The organism is Ochrobactrum sp. S1502_03 (genome assembly GCF_044435015.1).
Classification (GTDB): Bacteria; Pseudomonadota; Alphaproteobacteria; order Rhizobiales; family Rhizobiaceae; genus Brucella; species Brucella chromiisoli.
The window spans coordinates 1-18,301 of the sequence record NZ_JAYEXN010000005.1 but is presented as its reverse complement, the minus strand read 5'-3'; the positions used below and the strand labels follow the sequence as shown (position 1 = coordinate 18,301).

Below are 18,301 nucleotides of genomic sequence, written 5' to 3'. Positions count from 1 at the left end.
CCAGACGATTTGCGGGCGGTCGATCCGTCCGCATCTCCAGAGCGTTTGCGGAAAATTACCGGATAGTTTCAATGGAAGAAGCTCTGATTTCGCGCTTTATCGAACTGACAGGCGCAATCGGCCTCAATTATGAATTTCTCAACAGCAGTTATGAACGCGGGATCTGGTTTCATGGCATGGTCACCACGCTTGAACTGGTCATCATTACGATTCCGCTCAGTCTGTTTTTCGGCTTTTTGTTTGCAGGGGCGCTAACCTCCAACAAACGCTGGCTTTCGGTGCCAGTGCGCGGCTATGTCGAACTCACCCGCAATACGCCGACACTCGTTCAGCTCATGTGTGGATTTCTCGTGCTCAACATGCTGATTTCCAATGCAATTGGCGGCGCGCAGAACAATCCCCTGACACCGTTTTTCTGGCTGATAACAATCACGGCTCTGCATAGTGCCGCTCTTCACGCCGAAGCATTGCGCGGCGGTATTGAAGCCGTGCCCGGCACAACAATTGAAGCAGCCAGAGCCATCGGTTTTAATTCTTTGCAGGTGCTGATCTATGTGGAACTGCCGCTTGCAATCCGCACCGCACTGCCTGCAATCGTCAATAATCTCGTCAATCTGGTCAAGCTGTCCACCGTCGGGTCGGCCATTGCCGTGGGCGAAATCACCTATGCGTCGATCCTGATCTGGACCCAGCGTGACAATGTGGTCGAACTGATGCTGGTCATTCTTTTGTTTTTCAGCATCATCAATCTCTTCGTCGCACGCCTTGGCTACTGGTTTGAAAAACGCCTTGCAATTCCGGGATATGGCCAATGACGATCGCAATTGAACAAAAGCCCGGCCTCAGGCTTTCGCCAGCAACGCTCACATTCACGGCCATTATTCTTGCGGTTGCGTTCTGGTTCTATATTGATCCGTCGCTCGGACAAATTTGGCTCAGCTGGCTGCCTTATCTTGGCAAAGGCTTTGCCATGAATGTGCTCATCAGCATCTGTGCCATCACGCTTGGCTCGCTGGCAGGGATTATTCTCGGCATCATGGAGCTTGCGCCCTATAAAATCATCCGCGCACCGGCAATCACCTATGTGCAGATTTTCCGCAATGCACCGCATCTCGTGCTGATCTTTGCCGCCACCTATATTTTCCCGTTCGAGCTGGTGGTTTTCGGCAATTATGTCCCCTTCCCCGACTGGATCAAGGCGGTCGTTGGCCTGGCGATCCCGGCAAGCGCACATATTGCAGAAATTACGCGCGGCTCTATCCAGTCAATCCCGACCGCGCAATGGGAAGCGGCACAGGGCTTGGGCTTTTCGCGCCTGCAATCGCTGCGCTGGATCATTCTGCCACAATGCATCAAGCGCTCGCTGCCACCGTGGATGAATCTTTATACGTCCATTACCATGGGGACGGCCCTCGCTTCGCTTGTCGGCGTGCATGAATTGCTGCATTCGGCAACCGATGCCAGCACCGCTGTGCAGCGCAATGATTTCACCGTCATCATCTATCTGAGTGTGCTGATGGCGTTCTTTCTCTTTTGCTATCCCGTGTCGCGCTTCACACAGCGGCTCGAAAAGCGGCTCTCCTCCCGCTGACAAGGATCTGGAATTCACATGAGCGACACCACCAAAACTACATTGGTCAAACTGGAGAACGTTCATCTGTCTTTCGGGCAGAATGAAGTGCTCAAGGGCATCGACCTCAAGATCAACAAGGGCGATGCGGTCTCGATTATCGGCCCATCAGGCTCGGGAAAATCGACCATTCTGCGCTGCATCAATGGTCTGCTGATCCCACAATCAGGCAAGATCACCGTAGGTGCAACCCGCGTGGATGCGCTTAAAACCGAAGCCGAGCGCATTAAATTGCGCAAGCGCATCGGCATTGTGTTCCAACAGTTCAATCTGTTCCCGCATCTGACAGTTCTTGAAAACATCACGCTTGCGCCGGTCAAAATCCTGCGCACGCCCAAAGCCGAAGCCGAGCGCCACGCAAAAGAACTGCTGAAAAAAGTGCGGCTCGAACATAAGACCGACGCCTATCCGGGCGAACTTTCCGGTGGTCAGCAACAGCGTGTCGCCATTGCCCGCGCGCTTGCCATGCGCCCGGAGCTGGTGCTGTTTGATGAAGTCACCTCCGCGCTTGATCCGGAAACCGTCGGCGAAGTGCTGTCGGTCATTCGCGATCTGGTCAATGAAGGCATGACGAGCATTCTTGTAACCCACGAGATGCGTTTTGCCGAAGAAATCAGCGACACGATCGTATTTACGGAAAATGGTCGCATCATCGAACACGGCACGCCGGAGCAGCTTTTCTACAAGTCCACAAACCCGCGCATCCGTGCGTTCGTGAACGGTCTTGGTGGCAATGCAAACCGCATCAATGAAGGCGGTGAAGGCATCTGATATGACAGATCATGTAACGAAAGCCTTAAGCCAGGCGATTGTTGGCTCTAAACCATCGCCCGATGCAATCGCGATTGCCCGCACGGCAATTGTTGATTTTCTTGCCTGCGCACTTGGCGGTGCAAATGATCGCAGCACGCTTCTGGTCAGCAAGGTTCTGGGTGTGGGCGGCACTGTCGCGCTCATTGGTCAGAGCGGAAAAGCCGATCCTTTTTCGGCAGCACTGATCAATGGTCATGCAGCCCATGTGCTTGATTATGACGATGTGCATGGCAGTGTGCGCGGACATCCGACAATTGCAATCATTCCCGCACTCCTTTCGGTGGCCGCAGAAAGCAATGTCAGCGCGCACGGATTCATTGCCGCCTACATTGTCGGACTGGAAACCATGGCACGCCTTGGCCTTGCCATGGGCACAAAACACTATGAAACCGGCTTTCACGCGACCGCAACGCTCGGCACCATCGGGGCTGCGGCAGCCATTGCGCATCTTCTCAAATTCGATGCGACGACCACAGCCATTGCTCTTGGTCTCGCGGCCACACAATCAGCAGGGCTTCGCCTGCAATTCGGCTTTGACGCAAAGCCGCTTCATGCAGGATTTGCCGCGCGCGCCGGTCTCACGGCCGCCCGACTGGCCGAAGCTGGCTTTCACGGTGCACCGGATTTCATCGACAACGCAAACGGCTTTTTCAAAGCCTTTGCCTTTGGTGCGCAAGATCTATCCCGCGTGAGCCAAGGTTGGGGTGCGCCATGGCAGATTATCGTTCCGGGCCTGACGCTGAAAGCGTTCCCCTGCTGTACAGCGGCGCATCCGGTTGCTGTCGGCGCTTTAGCCTTGCGCCATGAAAACGCGCTGCAACCCGATCAGATCGCCTCCGTTTCCATCACCTTCCCCCCCGGAGGCGATGCCGCACTGGTGACAACCAAGCCTGTGACGGGCATTGATGCGCGGTTCAGCCCGGAATATATTTTTGCGGCTGCTTTGCGGGACGGAAAACTGACAATTGGGCATTTCGATGAGCGGCCGGTCGATGCCGATCTCACGCAGCTCGCAGCGAAAGTAACGCGACACCATGACGAGCGCGCAGCGCGGCTCTCGCCCGATCCCAAAACACGCTTCGTCATGATCGATGTAACGCTGAAAGACGGCTCGATGCTTTCCAAGCGTGTCGATGGTCTGCCGAGTATCAGCGATCCAACCGGCAAATTCAAAGATGCGACAAAGGATGATCTGCGCTTTGCAGGCATACCCGATCTCGTCCAATCCATGACCAGCGCAGACGACTTGCAAAAGCTTATCGCGTGGCTCAACCAATCCCCGGAGTAAAAGACATGACCAAGAAACAAATGCATCTCGGCCTTTTCCTGCAAGGTGCTGGCCACCATGTTTCCGGCTGGCGTCACCCGGATGCGGAAGCGGGCAGCGAGAATTTTGATCTGCTGCGCCGTGTGACACAAGAAGCGGAAAAAGCGAAATTCGACATGGTATTTCTGGCCGATGGCCTGACCAGCGGCGTCGATGCGCATCCGTCGATGGTAGCGCGGTTTGAGCCGCTGACCTTGCTATCCGCACTTGCCATGGTCACAGACAAGATCGGGCTGGCAGCCACCGCTTCGACCACCTATGGCGAGCCTTATCACACAGCCCGCGCCTTTGCGTCCATTGACCATTTGAGCCATGGACGGGCCGCGTGGAACATCGTCACCACATCCTACGCCCGTACGGCAAACAACTTCTCCAAAAGCCATCCTGAACATGATGAGCGCTATGCGGTCGCTGAAGAATTCGTCGATGTCGTGCGCGGTCTTTGGGATAGCTGGGATGATGATGCTTTTCCCAAAGACAAGGAAAAAGGCGTCTATGCCGATCCGAACAAGCTGCATGTGCTCAATCACGCCGGCAAATATTACACGGTGCAGGGCCCGCTCAATATTCCGCGTTCTCCGCAAGGTCATCCGGTGCTCATTCAGGCTGGATCGTCCGGCCCAGGCCAGGATCTGGCGGCACGTATCGCGGATATTGTTTTCACAGCACAGCAGAGCCTGCCGGAAGCACAGGCATTCTATACAGGCCTGAAAGAACGCGTGGTCAAAGCAGGCCGGGACGCCGACAGCGTTGCCGTGATGCCGGGCTTCATGCCGATCATTGGCGAAAGTTTCGAGGATGCTGCCGAAAAGCTGAAAGAACTCAATCGCTGGACAGATATCAAGAGTGCCATGCCGCTTCTCGAAGAGCGTATCGGCCACAGCCTTGCCGAATATGATCTGGACGGCCCCCTGCCCGACCTGCCGATTTCTGATCAGCTTCGCAGCCGAGCAGAACTTCTGCGTGATCTGGCGCGCCGCGAGAATCTCACCATCCGTGACCTTGCTCTTCGCGTCGCGGCCGGTCGTGGCCACCATATTGTGCTTGGAACGCCCGAGCAGATTGCCGACCGGATGCAGGAATGGTTTGAAGGCAAAGCTGCCGATGGCTTCAATGTGATGCCTCCATATTTCCCCGGCGGTCTTGAAGATTTCAACACAAAGGTCGTGCCGATCCTTCAGGAGCGTGGGCTTTTCCGCACAGAGTATGGTGGCTCGACATTACGCGAACATCTCAATATTGCGCGGCCAGGCATGACACCAAGGCACTAAGGTGCTCACGCAGCACACAAGTTTAACCGGGTATCTATGAGCCATACTCACCGATACCCGGTATAAGATAGACACGATACGCCTCCCCAAAACAAAGGCCGGAAAGCCTGCCCCGCAGGTTTTCCGGTTGGCATGAATAATGGCACATCCAAACAGACTGAATTTCGAAACGCCCGATGCGCCCAGCGCAATGGCCACAGCGGATGAACTCAAAGCTGCGATGCGGCAGCTTGCTGCCGGCATCTGTGTTGTGAGTGTTGGCACCGGCGAAGCCAAAACGGGGGCAACGGTGACATCTGCGACAGCACTGTCCGTTGAACCGCCCACCATCATCGTCAATATCAATCTCACTGCATCTGTCTGGCCGGTAATCAATGCTGAAGGTTGCTTCTGCCTCAATATTTTATCCGATGCGCAACAGGCCATCGCCGATCGTTTTGCAGGCCGGAACGGTGAAAAGGGTGCGCGCCGCTATGAAGGCGCCGAATGGTACAGGCTTGCGAGCGGTGCATTGGCGCTCAAAGGCGCACTCGCTTCCATTGATTGCGAAGTTGAAGACGTCATCACGCGCCATACCCATGCGATTGTTATTGGTCGCGCACTCAAAATCGTAACCGGCAGTGGCGAACCTCTGATCTATCATCAAGGACGCTATCACAGCTTACAACGCTGATATTTTCTTAACGCATAGGCTCTATCGAGATGACGTGAGACTTCGTTTCAATCAGATCGCAGCGCGCTATGAGCCTGCATCTTACCCGAAAACCGCTTTGCGCCTTTGTACATGTGCTTGCCAACCCGCATTATACCTAAAACAGCTGTTGCCTTGATTTCACAAATTGCCTAGCTGTTAGACAAGTTGCGTGAAAGCGGAGGAGTGAGCATCATGATTGACTGGGTATCCAATAGTACGCCGGTTAACCGAAAAAATGCTGCTGAAATCGTATTTGAGGATATACGGTCAGCCATAACGACCGGACGCCTGCAGATCGGAATACGGCTTCCCTCTGAAGCCAAGCTCGCGGAAAAATACAGCGTCAGTCGTCCAATCGTGCGCGAAGCACTGCGCTCGCTTCAAACGCTCGGCCTCACCCACACCCGCACCGGAAGCGGCACTTATGTGCTGAAATCTTCACCGGGCCCGGAATTAAGTTATGGCGGCTATTCGGCGAGTGATCTTATTGAGGCGCGTCCGTTTATTGAAGTGCCCGCAGCAGGCTGGGCCGCAACACGCCATACGCAGGATCAGATCGAAAAAATCCTGGATATTTGTGAGCGCATGGACAGGCAGACGGACCTTCATAAATGGGTTCTTCTCGACACCGAATTTCACAGCATGATTGCTACAGCTTCCGGCAATACGGTTTTCGCCAATATCGTAGCAGATGCGCGCGATGCCCTTTCGCGCCAGTCGGAACTCGTCAATCTGATGGCTGGTCGGCGCACCGCGTCCAATATTGAACATCGCCAGATCGCCGAAGCGATCAAATCCGGCTCTCAGGAGCGGGCACGGCTTGCCATGCAAAACCATCTCGGACAGGTCGAACTGGCTGTGACCACGATTATTGCAAAAGAAAAATAATGTAAAACAGCTCGTTCTCGGAGTGATTTATGCCGTGTTCTGACAGAGCATACCAAGGCATAAAACCGAATTTAAAATTCTGAATCTACTGTATAATTTTTATAACATTGACGCAGTGGACCCTAAGTTCCAGCTGCCCCACGCCCTGCATTTCATCAAAAACATCCGCTCCCGCGCCTGCTTGACTGCCGATTTCTGATATGCGTTAAGAGCTTCAGAAATTTGTCATACAGCATTACAGAATATCAAAAACGCAACGGTCCATCGTCGAAAGCATTTCATCAAAGCTATTTCTTCATAGAAAATCTGGCTCTCAGGGAGGAGCGATGACAACGGAATTTATCAAGGCGACGCCATCTGAATGTGAAGTCTACAAAGAAGAAGACAGCGGCTATCACAAAGCGCTTAAACCACGTCAGATCCAGATGATTGCCATTGGCGGTGCCATTGGTACGGGTCTGTTTCTTGGCGCGGGCGGACGGCTGGAACAGGCCGGCCCTTCACTGGTGCTTGTTTATGCTGTGTGCGGCTTTTTCGCATTTCTGGTACTGCGCGCCCTTGGCGAGTTGATCATGCATCGCCCGAGCTCCGGCTCTTTTGTCTCCTATGCACGCGAGTTCTACGGCGAAAAAATGGCTTTTGCAGCGGGGTGGATGTACTGGCTCAACTGGGCCATGACATCGATTGCGGACGTGACCGCTGTCGCGCTCTACATGAATTTCTTCAAGCATTATGTTCCATGGCTCGAAGGCATTGACCAGTGGGTGTTTGCGATGACCGCGCTCATCATTGTGCTCTCGATGAACCTGCTCTCGGTCAAAGTCTTTGGAGAGCTGGAATTCTGGTTCAGCCTTGTCAAAGTGCTCTCGCTTGTCATTTTCCTGATTGTCGGCATTTATTTTGTCGTGACCGGCACACCAATTGATGGTCATCAGCCGGGTTTCCATCTTATTCGTGAGAGCGGCGGCTTCTTCCCCAACGGGATATTGCCTGCACTTGTCATTATACAAGGTGTCGTGTTTGCCTATGCCTCGATTGAGCTGATTGGCACCACGGCTGGCGAGACAGAAGATCCACGCAAGATCATGCCAGGCGCGATTAAAACAGTCGTTTTCCGCTTGCTGGTTTTCTATGTCGGTTCTGTCCTGCTTCTCACCATGCTGCTTCCTCACACGCTTTATTCGGGCGGAGAAAGCCCGTTTGTCACCTTCTTCAGTAAAATTGGCGTCGAGGGTGCTGATATTATCATGAACCTTGTGGTTCTCACTGCGGTTCTGTCATCCCTCAATGCCGGTCTCTACTCAACCGGACGCATTCTCCACTCCATGGCTGTTTCCGGTTCAGCACCTGCGTCTCTTGCCAAAATGAACAAAAATGGCGTGCCCTATGGCGGCATCGCTGTCACCCCCGCAGTGACCGCGCTTGGTGTGGTGCTCAACGCCTTTGTTCCGGCGGCAGCGTTCGAGATTGCACTTAATCTGGCTTCACTGGGGATTATCACCGCCTGGGGCGTGATTATCCTGTGCCAGCTCAAGCTTTGGTCTCTTTCGCGCAAGGGTGAAATCGCCCGTCCGGACTTCCGCATGTTCGGCGCACCTTACACCGGCATTCTCACGCTTTTGTTTTTGTTCGGCGTTCTGGTGCTGATGGCTTTCGATTACCCTATTGGCTCATATACCATCGGTTCGATGATTATCATTGTACCTGCGCTGGTTATTGGCTGGTATTGTCTGCGTGACCGAATCTATCGTCTGGCAGCCGAACGCGCAGCCGAGGCGGGCCATGCTGACAAGTGAGGGGCAGAGTGAATAAGACGCAATTCCAACCATTGGTGGCGGTTATCGCCACCGGTGGAACTATTGCAAGCAAGCGCGGGGAAGACGGGGCAAGCACACCGACGCTGAACGGCGGAGATCTGCTCGCAACTCTTGCAGGGCGTGATGCCAGCCTGCGTGCAATTGATCTGATGGCCAAGGATTCTTCAAGCCTGACGCTCATCGATATGCAGGCCATTAGCGATGCCGTTCAAGTGCAGCTCGACGACCCGCAAATCAGCGGCATTGTTGTGCTTCATGGCACGGATTCCATGGAAGAGACCGCCCTTCTTGTTCATCTGCAACGGCATATTTCCAAGCCAGTCATTTTCACAGGCGCACAATTTACAGCTGATCATCCCGATGCTGACGGTCCTGCCAATCTGGCCACAGCAATCCGCCTTGCCGCTGATCCTGCCAGCAGGGATAAGGGCGTGGTGATTGCCTTTGGTGGCCGGATTGTTCCTGCATGGGGTGCTTTCAAATACAGCAGTGACCACGCTGACGCTTTCAGATCGGTGCGCGCGCTTAAAACACCCGACGGCATTCACCTCCCCGCGCCGGTCGCTGGCAAACGTATCGACATCGTTGCCATTAATCCCGGCTGTGATGATCTGCATATTCAGGCCAGCATACAAGCAGGCACAGATGGCATCATCCTTGCAGCGCTTGGTTCAGGCAATGCCAACGCGGCTATCGTTGAAGCCGTGAAGCAATGCTCAAAGCATAATATTCCGGTCGTGGTTTCAAGCCGCGTTCCAACAGGTGTGCTGTTGGCAGGCTATGGCGGCGGTGGCGGTGGTTTTGATCTGGTTACAGCCGGTGCGATCCATTCGCAAACCCTGCGCCCCGGACAGGCACGAATTCTATTGGCCAGCATGATAGCGAACACATGCCCGAAAGAGCTGATCGTCAAAGCTTTTGACGATGAGGATTTTCGGCTGGGCACTCAATCTGAAAAAAAATCTCTTGAGACTTGAATCCAAACTTTCGATTTCTATTTAAACAGTGTGGACCGGGCCCCTCTGGCGGTTTCCTTGAAACCGTGATGTCGGACCACTTCGAGTAAGCTCGAGGTCAGCCCGGTCATATCCTCGCCGACCTTGTTAAATGAAACAGAGGTCGGAAATGGAAATTTTCACAACACTCTTTATGGGAACACCGCTCTGGATGTGGCTGGTGTTCATCGGCATTGTTCTTGCACTTCTGGTGCTGGATCTTGGTGTCTTCAACAAAGAAGACCATGAGATCGAGATTGGCGAAAGCCTCAAAATGTCAGCGTTCTATATAACGCTTGGCCTGGCTTTCTCCGGTTTCGTCTGGTGGCAGATGACCAGCGAGGCGACAGCACAGTATCTCACGGCCTTTGTGGTCGAAAAGACGCTGGCGCTTGATAATATCTTTGTCATTGCGCTGATCTTCAGCTTCTTTGCAATCCCGAGAAAATATCAGCATCGCGTGCTGTTCTGGGGTATTCTTGGCGTTATCATCCTGCGCGGCATCATGATCGGTCTGGGTGCCACAATTGTCGCAAATTATCACTGGGTTCTTTATCTCTTTGCGATCTTCCTGATTGGCACAGGGATCAAGATGCTCTTCTCTGGTGATGATGAAGAGCCTGATCTAAGCCGTAACCCGCTTCTTCGCTTTGCCCGCAAACACATGCGTGTGACGGATGAGCTGCATGGCAATGCATTTTTCGTGCGTATCAAGGATGGCAAAACGGGTAAGATGCTGCGCTTTGCAACGCCGCTTTTCCTGGCGCTGGTCATGATCGAATTTGCTGATCTGATTTTCGCAGTCGATTCAGTGCCTGCTGTTTTCACAATCACCACCGATCCGTTCATCGTCTATACCTCCAATATCTTTGCGATCCTTGGCCTCAGAGCGCTGTTCTTTGCCTTGTCGGCTATTCTGCATCGTTTTGCCTATCTCAAATATGCACTGTCCATTCTGCTGATCTTCATTGGCTCCAAGATGTTCATTGCAGACCTGATGGGCTGGGAGAAATTCCCGCCAGCATGGTCGCTTGGTATTACCTTTGCCATTCTGGGCGCTGGTATTGTGGTTTCGCTGGTCAAAACCAAGGACGATAACAAGGCTGTTATAGACACACAGTCTTAAGCAGTTTTTTTGTCTATGTCGGGCGTCAGGGAGAGCTCTGGCGCCTTTTTCATTGCAGTTGTGCTTGCATGTCGCGATGTCTGCCGTGCAGAGCGCTGCTCATCAAAGCTCTTACAGAAAATCCGTCTTCAGCGGCCTTTTCCACCAGGATACGCAAATAACCGCTGATGGAGCGAATTTCGCCATATCGCTGTAGGAGATAAGCAATAACAATGGCTGTGTTTTCTCTTCCTAAAATTTTCAGAGCGAATTGATGCAGTCGGGTATCGATGCCGATAAACCCGTGAACTTTATCGGTTGCATCTACAAGATGCTGCCATTGAGTAATCGGTTGTTGAGCATAGGATGTTATTTCAGGACAGGCTCGTAGGACGAAATCAAGCGAGACAGTCCTTTCTGGTAACGGTTTGTCAGTTGAGGAACACTGTTTAGTTCTCATGTTTGCAACGGTTCTATCAATATAGGAATCTGGTTTTGATTCATAATATTGCCGCTCATTTTGAGACTCTCTGCCGCTCATATTTTGATTTTTTTCGTTGTTTTTCAGAGCGTTATCAACAGTGGCGTAAATTTCATTCAGCTTCTTGATTAAAACAAGCAGTTCTTGTGCACTGGCACGGCGCGGAATTGTGTCCACGACAGTTCTGAAAACTGTACTGATATCAGTCCATGATCCGTCCAGTTTTTGTTCGACGGCATATTCAAGTGTTTTGGCTATATCGCGGCGTAGCAAAGTTAGCTGCTCACGCAATTCGCGTAGCAGGGTCTTATCGGCTTTGACTTTTTCGGCGGCGGCTTCAATTTCGTCTTTGCGTGCAAGCAGTGGGGCAAGAGAGAAACCAAAAGCAAGTTTGACATCGCCTGTTTTCGTACGGCGGGCATAGCGTTTGCCATTAGGGCTGTCCTGGCGCGCAACAAGACCTGCATCGACCAGCGCTGCAAGATGTCTGCGTAAGGTTGCATCGGCCATGCCATGGGCGCGCAAGGCGAGTTGTTTGTTGGAAGGAAACACAATGAGGCCATTGGTTTCGCTCAAAATATTCTCAGGATAAAAGGATAGCAGCGCTGCAAGAACTGCAAGCGTGCGGTCACTGATACCAAGAATGCTCTTGCCTTCGCAGAGCCAACGATGAAGCTGCCATTTATCGACAGCTGATCCTTCAGGAATTTCCCGTGCCTTTTGCTGCATTGTCAGCAAGGCATGAGTCATCCTTTGACGACCAAAGGGCGTCAAGCCGAATTGAGACTCCATTTTCTTCCACCTTCCACAAGGCAAAAGAAATTCAACCGCCAAAATGACGCTAATTATACTTGACAGTGATTCGTAGATTTGCGATTCTCTAGCTGCTAAACCAATGAGAAGGGCTTCCACGCGGCGACGTTTGGGGGCCTTTTTCTTTTGCTTCGGTTTCCTTTTCGTTCGTTCGTGCAAATGACCATCACTTGCATCCAACTCAATCTTACCCGCTACTCAGAAGACAGGGATAAGTTTCCCTGAATTTTTTAAATGCACTGCCTCTTGATATCTGGGCGATGCGATGAAAACTTTATACTGGCCAGTTCTGAAATAGGTTATGGGCTTTTCAGAACTGGGATTACGCTTACGCACTCACTTTTCCTCATCCCGAAATGACGCATAAAGCGTATCGAGATTACGGGAAATCCATTCAGCAAAACGTTGTCCATTTGCGGCACCAAGCGCCAGTGTGGCCGTTTTACCTGTTTTTTTGACCACGACACTGATGCTCTTGTCGTCTGGTGCCCATGTGGTTCCAGCGCGCGAAGCAGCCTTTGTGACAGGCTTGTTTTGCCGTGACCCTTTCAAATAGCCATAGAGCTGCTCAAAGCGTGTGGCAGACTGCGCATTTTTAAAAGCATCTGTTGCGATCAGTTCACGCGCGGCATCCGCTTTGCTGGGCATTTCGATCAGCTTGCGCAATTCCAGCCAGCGATCCCGTCCAATACCCTTTGCAGGCCCAATGGCCACCAGCATATCTTCGGGAATAGACCGCGGGATTGTCAGCATCTTCGACAAGGTCTGATAATCTACCGACAAGGCTGCCTGTATCGCTTCGCGATCAAAATTCATCGCTTCAAGGCGCGCTGCAAACAGTACGCGTTCAATGAAGCTGAGATTAGCACGGGCTGAATTTTCCTGCCCCTGGCTCAGAATATGTTCAAGATCTTCCAGTGGCTTGATGACGGCCTTGACCTTGATACCGAGCTCTTGAGCGACGCGGGCGCGGCGATGACCGAAAACGATCATATAGCGGCCGCTGGTCTGCGGGTGAGGGCGAACAAGAATTGGACTGTCCTGCCCTCTTTCCCGAATGGCTTCCAGCAGCTCGGCATATTCCTGATCGTTCGCTTCTTGCAGGCGGTCCGCTATAAAAGAAACATCGAGAACCGCCGGGTCCAGTTCAACGATCGTTTCACCATCCAGCTTTTGTGCAGCCTGCTTTGCGAGTTCGTTAATAGACGCGGAGAGAGACTTTGCGGCACCGAAACGACGAGTCACGCTTTCTACGGGGGCTTCGGACTGTTCTTCCGTTGCTTCCGGGCGCATGACGCTTTCAAATATATTCTTTCGTGCCATTCTCATATCCTCAAACCAGGCATAAGACTGATTTTACTTCATTATTTCAAAATTAGACGGCAGTCTAACGTCCCCAGGCTTCATGTATGAGCCCACGTATCTCCGAGTTTACCAGCTCCATGGCTTCCATGGCGCGATCATAAGTTCCGCGGTTCATGGACGAGCGCTCAACCTCGTAAAGCGTTTGCTTGGTAAGGCCTGCATCCGAGATTGCCGTTGATTTGAGCATTTGATGCTTGAGCATATGGGATGCCAGCATGCTTTGCATGAAGCCAACCATCTGCGCCTGAGGCACATCTGTTGGCTCATAGCGGGTGATCAGATATCGGAACCAGTCGAGATGCACGGCACCACCTGCTTGACGGACGGTCTTGAGAATATCGCCAAGCATCAGCAAAAACTGCGACATCGACATGAGGTCGAGCATTTGCGGATGAACCGTAATCAGAACCGACGTTGCCGCTGAAAGGGCGGTGAGCGTGAGATAACCAAGCTGCGGCGGACAATCGATCACAACGACGTCGTAATCCTGATCGACCTCCGCCAGCGCCATGGCAATACGGCTAAAAAAGGTTTTACCCTCCCCGCCGTTTTGCATGGCAAGCGGTGTATCATACTCATATTCCTGCAGCTCAAGCATTGCAGGAATGATATCAAGTCCCGGAAAGTTCGTTTGACGAATGATGTCACGGATCGGCTTGCGCTCGGAGTCGTAACGAATGGCCTCATAGAGCGAGGGGAAATTGTCGAGTTCCGGCTGAATGCCATGCAAGGCTGACATTGATGCCTGCGGATCCAGATCAATAGCCAGAACACGATGGCCGGTGAGGGCAAGATGCTGCGCCAGATGCGCGGCAGTCGTTGTTTTACCCGAGCCGCCCTTGAAATTCACAACACCAATGACCTGGAGCTTCTCATCACCGCGCCGATGCGGTACATAACGCTTAACCTCAGCACGACCATTTCGATCAAGCCAATGGCGCAGTTCCTGCATCTGCTGGATAGAATAGGCTCTGCGTCCGCCGGAAAGGATGGTAGGCTCAACGCCCTTGCCTTCCAGATGAAGCTTTTTGAGATTGCTCGGGGATACACCAAGAAAATACGCAGCTTCAGCCATAGAAAATTGCCGCAACTGCTTGCGCGCATCCGGAGGGAAGTTTTCATGGCGCAGCAAATTGAGCTTGTGCGATATTTCGCGCCCTTGCATCAATATCATGTCGTCGAACGACATCGGTGCTGTCGAATTTGCGATATTCATTACCTTAAGGTCCCTAGTGACGGCACTGGAACTAATACCGCCTAAATACCGTCATTATGTCCGATTCTTATTTTGTCGCAAGAGGCTCTGTTAACAAAGCGTTACTCCACGCAATTTAGCCATTTCATTGTTTGCCTTCCTACGAATCGGTTTTCATCTATCACATTGAAACTTATGATTTTTGTCGAAAATAGACGGCAGTCTATCGGAATCAGTTCAACGCATACCCGTTTATGGGCGTTTGTTTGAGCAAATCTCAAGCTCTGCTCTGCGGTTCCGCTGTGGAGGAATCACCAGCCAATCGGATTTGGTTAAGATATTGGAACGCTTCGATTGGGGCTCTTTAGCAATGCGTTTCCTGACGTCTTGCTGTGAAAGCGTATTTTGCGGGTCATCTCCTCCGGCAACATTGTGTCAGCGCATTCAAAACGTAAGCTGTGCGAAGAGGACCGACTTCATTGCCTGTGCGAATGCTGAACCAATCTCATCCATCGAACATATTGCCATTATGCGATAACGATATCGAAAAAGGCGCGACGCTGCAGCAACAGGAGGACGTTTAAGAATTGGGTTGGGGGCAAGATAAAGAACAACGGTCAGATCTATAGGGTAGGTCCCGCCTTCAAAGGAGGTGCGCATTATCACCAAAGCCGGTCGGTCTTTGGAGGCGGCTTTTTGCCTGAGCTTGTATCCGGGCACTCAACGATACGTCTCACAAACAGGGGCCGAATGTTTTTTGCCTTGGGCAATGGAATTCGGGTCAAAACGGCTCTAGGACTAGACAATCGTAACCAAATCAACATATGATTGCGAATGGAAGGCAAAGTATTATTTGCTTCTTATAAAGCGGAAAAGACCGTGATAGACGGCTTCTAGAGCCAGTCACACCAGTGAAATAAAAACTGGGTTTAACTTTCAAAAAGCTGAATAAACCCTATTGTTTCATGTTGATGGTTTTGTGTCGAGTTTTCGTCCCCACATGTCATTGCAGCTTATTGGGTACGGTATCACTTTGATGGGTAGCTGCTGCTTGCTCTCAAAAAGGGCGTGGGTATGCCATTGCTTGCGATCTCAAAACAACTCCGCGGATCAATACAATGCTGTCCATATGCCAACGCTGGGTTCGTTTGATGCGGCCCATTTGATGCAATCTCTGAGAAAGACCGCTCTCCCTTGTTGTATCGCTGTGATGGGATGGTCACATGTTCCAGCCGGCATCATTGGGGTTTGAGATAGGTGCTTTGGGACGTACAGTTTGACCGATCCCGCCAGCTTATGTGAAGCCATTCGTTAAGCGCCAGAAGAATGATCCAGGAACGATCTGCGAGGCAGTTTTGCGTTCCACGATCCGGTTTGTTGCTGTAAAAAGTGAGCAGACTCAAGCTTTGGCTGTGGAGTTTAGAACGTGCGATTTTCTGGTCTGACAGAGAACACAGATTATCAATGCCTTGATAGCCAAGGGCCGAATTTATCGCGCTCCGGTCTCTGCAGTATGAACGCGCAATGAACGGGTGGCGGTCGGAGATGTAAGAGGGTTAACAGGAAAGTTATGGCGTAATAGTCGATGAGGCGAGATCAGGAAACCCAGATTGCGACAAAGTGGGAAGAGATCGCGGTTGTTTATTGGACTTGGCTTGCGAATTGCCATGCGGGCCAGCAGCATGTTCCGTCAGCTCAAATAGCTCGGCTATTTATGAGTGTACGCCCTAGCCGTGTGGACAATTATATTTTCATCATATCCCTTCGGGACGTGGCGGATTTTGCCCTGAATGCGTCAAACAGCCTTTGTGGAGGTACACTCCACGATGGCTTATTCTCCTGCTCACAAACAAAACCCTCTCTCGCTATGATCGAAAAATAATTGTCCACACAGCATGAAACAGCATCATCGCTTTACCAAACGCATTGCCAAGCCGATGATAACTGCTCGCCATTCGAAGTCTTAGCAGAGCTCCCGGCATCAGTGCGCCCAGAAATAAAGCCGTATAGTCCCTATCAAATATTTTTGCGACAGATCCGCAACGTAATATTATACGGGTTACTTATACGCTTCATAAAGCTTGCAGTGAATCTGCACCATAATTCCACAAAGGCTTGATATCGACATGCTGCAGCGATGGCCCGCCTCTCTGAGAGGGCCAATACGAACGATCAATCTCAATAAGCAAGGTTGCTCCTCCCGAGTCGGCCGAGAGCTTTCATTCTAGGGAAATCGAATGACTGATAAAACTTCAGTAATTGTTTTTTTTCCTCCGCTTGTGGACTTGGTAGACGATAAGTTTTTCATCAAAGCGGAAGACATCGATGGTAAGCTTTGGGAGCTAGTTGGCCCGATATCTGATGATAAGGTGGCGATGTGGATTCGTGCAGCTCTCACCGCAATGGAAGATGGTTGGGGTTATCTTTCCGCTTTAAGAAATACGCTCTCTGGTACGTGTGGTGAGAGAGATTAAAAAAGCGACTTAGATCGCAATAGCACTTCTTTGGTATCGGACGATTGGCGGACTAGATATAGTGGGCCGCATCCAATCATTGGCAAACTGCTAACTTTTCCAGTCCTTAGGCACATACGAGTAATGCCCGTCGAATTGATTTGACGTCAGATTGGCTTGCACGGAGTGTCTGTTACATGAACGCAAAGAGGAACATTGTGCTCATACGCAATTTTTCGATCGTCTGCATTATATTGTTTTTGTTCGCCTTTTTAATGGCGTATCTTGTTAATACGACGCAAGAAACACATCTGCAATTGCCAGACGCTTCCTTCCACTACGCTCGTTAAATTATTGCGTTTTGCTGTGGTTCTTAACCCGCATTCGCTTGAGGCTTTGTAGTAAGGGGCGTTGTCTTCTTCGTATATCACTGCTTACGAGAAAATTTTCTGCAAGCAATATCACTGCCTCCACGTGATCTGCACATTCCCTCAATATTATCTGAACGCAGCGGCGCGACAAGCGGGTAATAGATGCAATCTGGACCACATAATGTCTCACCGCCGCTTCTCCATTTTCGCTATCGTTGCAGGCGGATGTTTCATCGCTGCCATGCTTGCTTTGCAAGGTCGGAGCAGTTCAGCTCCGGAAGCCGAGGTTGCCTCATCAGCCGTCCCAGTGCGCGCCGAAACTGTTAAAGTCGGTCGCGAACGCGTTCTTCTTACGGATGAACTGCCGGGGCGAGTTGCGGCTTTTAAGAAAGTTGAAATCAGGCCGCAAGTCAGTGGGATCATTAAAAAGAAAGTTGTTGAGGCCGGCTCCCGTGTCAGCGCTGGTCAGATCCTTTTCGAGATTGAACCCGCTTTATTTTTGGCGGATCTGGAAACTGCACGGGCCGCATTGACGCGTGCAGAAAGTGCGCTGGAGCATGCTCGGTCGGGTTTTCAGCGCGCTGAAGCTTTGCTCGCGAGTAAAGCGGCAAGTCTCAAAAATTATGAAGACGCGCGCAATAATCTAACGACGGCGCAGGCAAATCTGGCCGAGGCACGTGCTGTTTTTCACCGTCGTCAGCTTGATCTTGACTTCGCCACCATAAGATCGCCGATTGATGGCTACGTCGGGCGCACCGTCGCGGACGAAGGCTCTCTCGCATCAATTTCGGGGCAGACCGAACTCGCAGTCGTTCAGCAGCTGGAACGTGTTTATGTGGATTTACGCCTGCCTGCGACAAAACTCGATGCCGTGCAATTTGCGGCAGAAGAGAAAATAGGCCAGATTGAGATACTACGTGCCGATGGCAAGCCATATTCCTATCCGGCGAAGCTGGTGCTTTCAGATGTTACGGTTGACACCGTGTGTCAATCGGCGTTTAAACGGGACCCCTTATCGGCGTCCAAAAAGTACCCCTCCTTTAGGTTGCAAGGTTTAGCGTGCGCGGGCCCGTAACTTTAAAT

15 protein-coding genes and 1 pseudogene are annotated in these 18,301 nt (G+C 51.7%); 13 read left to right on the top strand and 3 right to left on the bottom strand.

Going from position 1 to position 18,301, the window contains the following annotated elements:
* The first annotated feature begins 71 nt into the window (after positions 1-71).
* The 10 genes from VBH83_RS05790 (at position 72) to VBH83_RS05745 (ending at position 10,561) form a co-directional block, all read left to right on the top strand.
* Positions 72-815: an amino acid ABC transporter permease gene (locus VBH83_RS05790; RefSeq protein ID WP_265984986.1), complete on the top strand. Its 744-nt coding sequence runs from the start codon at positions 72-74 to the stop codon at positions 813-815.
* The gene (locus VBH83_RS05785) at positions 812-1,591 is read left to right on the top strand and encodes an amino acid ABC transporter permease (protein WP_265984985.1); all 780 of its coding nucleotides are present in this window, start codon (positions 812-814) and stop codon (positions 1,589-1,591) included. The genes VBH83_RS05790 and VBH83_RS05785 overlap by 4 nt, the downstream gene beginning before the upstream one ends.
* A gap of 18 nt (positions 1,592-1,609) precedes the next feature.
* Positions 1,610-2,401, top strand: coding sequence for an amino acid ABC transporter ATP-binding protein (locus VBH83_RS05780; RefSeq protein WP_323054550.1), 792 nt, complete (start codon positions 1,610-1,612; stop codon positions 2,399-2,401).
* A gap of 1 nt (position 2,402) precedes the next feature.
* The gene (locus VBH83_RS05775) at positions 2,403-3,731 is read left to right on the top strand and encodes an MmgE/PrpD family protein (RefSeq protein ID WP_265984984.1); all 1,329 of its coding nucleotides are present in this window, start codon (positions 2,403-2,405) and stop codon (positions 3,729-3,731) included.
* Positions 3,732-3,736: 5 nt separating this feature from the next.
* Positions 3,737-5,041, top strand: a complete 1,305-nt coding sequence (locus VBH83_RS05770; RefSeq protein WP_265984983.1) for an LLM class flavin-dependent oxidoreductase — start codon at positions 3,737-3,739, stop codon at positions 5,039-5,041.
* A 139-nt stretch (positions 5,042-5,180) separates the two neighbouring features.
* On the top strand, positions 5,181-5,714 hold the full coding sequence (locus VBH83_RS05765) for a flavin reductase family protein (RefSeq protein WP_265984982.1): 534 nt from the start codon (positions 5,181-5,183) through the stop codon (positions 5,712-5,714).
* A gap of 213 nt (positions 5,715-5,927) precedes the next feature.
* A complete protein-coding gene (locus tag VBH83_RS05760; protein WP_265984981.1) occupies positions 5,928-6,623 on the top strand; it encodes a FadR/GntR family transcriptional regulator in 696 nt (231 codons plus the stop codon).
* A 326-nt stretch (positions 6,624-6,949) separates the two neighbouring features.
* A complete protein-coding gene (locus tag VBH83_RS05755; RefSeq protein WP_396996722.1) occupies positions 6,950-8,419 on the top strand; it encodes an amino acid permease in 1,470 nt (489 codons plus the stop codon).
* Between the two features lie 8 nt (positions 8,420-8,427).
* Positions 8,428-9,417 (top strand): asparaginase, encoded by a 990-nt coding sequence (locus tag VBH83_RS05750; protein WP_396996720.1) that lies wholly within the window; start codon positions 8,428-8,430, stop codon positions 9,415-9,417.
* 148 nt (positions 9,418-9,565) lie between these two features.
* Complete coding sequence (locus tag VBH83_RS05745) at positions 9,566-10,561, top strand: TerC family protein (protein WP_265984975.1); 996 nt, start codon at positions 9,566-9,568, stop codon at positions 10,559-10,561.
* Between the two features lie 49 nt (positions 10,562-10,610).
* Here VBH83_RS05745 and repC read toward each other — a convergent pair whose 3' ends face one another.
* The 3 genes from repC to repA form a co-directional block, all read right to left on the bottom strand.
* Complete coding sequence (gene repC / locus VBH83_RS05740) at positions 10,611-11,813, bottom strand: plasmid replication protein RepC (protein ID WP_265985206.1); 1,203 nt, start codon at positions 11,811-11,813, stop codon at positions 10,611-10,613.
* A 357-nt stretch (positions 11,814-12,170) separates the two neighbouring features.
* Positions 12,171-13,157: a plasmid partitioning protein RepB gene (gene repB, locus VBH83_RS05735; RefSeq protein ID WP_265984974.1), complete on the bottom strand. Its 987-nt coding sequence runs from the start codon at positions 13,155-13,157 to the stop codon at positions 12,171-12,173.
* 64 nt (positions 13,158-13,221) lie between these two features.
* A complete protein-coding gene (repA, locus tag VBH83_RS05730) occupies positions 13,222-14,415 on the bottom strand; it encodes a plasmid partitioning protein RepA (protein WP_265984972.1) in 1,194 nt (397 codons plus the stop codon).
* Between the two features lie 1,194 nt (positions 14,416-15,609).
* Between repA and VBH83_RS05725 the strand changes: the two are divergent.
* The 3 genes and pseudogenes from VBH83_RS05725 to VBH83_RS05715 form a co-directional block, all read left to right on the top strand.
* Positions 15,610-15,836, top strand: a pseudogene (locus tag VBH83_RS05725) (IS110 family transposase); the annotation flags it as partial.
* Positions 15,837-16,631: 795 nt separating this feature from the next.
* Positions 16,632-16,868 (top strand): hypothetical protein, encoded by a 237-nt coding sequence (locus VBH83_RS05720; protein ID WP_265986939.1) that lies wholly within the window; start codon positions 16,632-16,634, stop codon positions 16,866-16,868.
* Between the two features lie 390 nt (positions 16,869-17,258).
* Complete coding sequence (locus tag VBH83_RS05715; protein ID WP_396996716.1) at positions 17,259-18,293, top strand: efflux RND transporter periplasmic adaptor subunit; 1,035 nt, start codon at positions 17,259-17,261, stop codon at positions 18,291-18,293.
* Positions 18,294-18,301 lie beyond the last annotated feature (8 nt).

Excerpts from the sequence above, each read along its gene's own strand:
- VBH83_RS05790 (WP_265984986.1), top strand. The coding sequence starts at position 72 with ATGGAAGAAGCTCTGATTTCGCGCTTTATCGAACTGACAGGCGCAATC.
- VBH83_RS05785 (WP_265984985.1), top strand. The coding sequence starts at position 812 with ATGACGATCGCAATTGAACAAAAGCCCGGCCTCAGGCTTTCGCCAGCA.
- VBH83_RS05780 (WP_323054550.1), top strand. The coding sequence starts at position 1,610 with ATGAGCGACACCACCAAAACTACATTGGTCAAACTGGAGAACGTTCAT.
- VBH83_RS05775 (WP_265984984.1), top strand. The coding sequence starts at position 2,403 with ATGACAGATCATGTAACGAAAGCCTTAAGCCAGGCGATTGTTGGCTCT.
- VBH83_RS05770 (WP_265984983.1), top strand. The coding sequence starts at position 3,737 with ATGACCAAGAAACAAATGCATCTCGGCCTTTTCCTGCAAGGTGCTGGC.
- VBH83_RS05765 (WP_265984982.1), top strand. The coding sequence starts at position 5,181 with ATGGCACATCCAAACAGACTGAATTTCGAAACGCCCGATGCGCCCAGC.
- VBH83_RS05760 (WP_265984981.1), top strand. The coding sequence starts at position 5,928 with ATGATTGACTGGGTATCCAATAGTACGCCGGTTAACCGAAAAAATGCT.
- VBH83_RS05755 (WP_396996722.1), top strand. The coding sequence starts at position 6,950 with ATGACAACGGAATTTATCAAGGCGACGCCATCTGAATGTGAAGTCTAC.
- VBH83_RS05745 (WP_265984975.1), top strand. The coding sequence starts at position 9,566 with ATGGAAATTTTCACAACACTCTTTATGGGAACACCGCTCTGGATGTGG.
- repC (WP_265985206.1), bottom strand. The coding sequence starts at position 11,813 with ATGGAGTCTCAATTCGGCTTGACGCCCTTTGGTCGTCAAAGGATGACT.
- repB (WP_265984974.1), bottom strand. The coding sequence starts at position 13,157 with ATGGCACGAAAGAATATATTTGAAAGCGTCATGCGCCCGGAAGCAACG.
- repA (WP_265984972.1), bottom strand. The coding sequence starts at position 14,415 with ATGAATATCGCAAATTCGACAGCACCGATGTCGTTCGACGACATGATA.
- VBH83_RS05720 (WP_265986939.1), top strand. The coding sequence starts at position 16,632 with ATGACTGATAAAACTTCAGTAATTGTTTTTTTTCCTCCGCTTGTGGAC.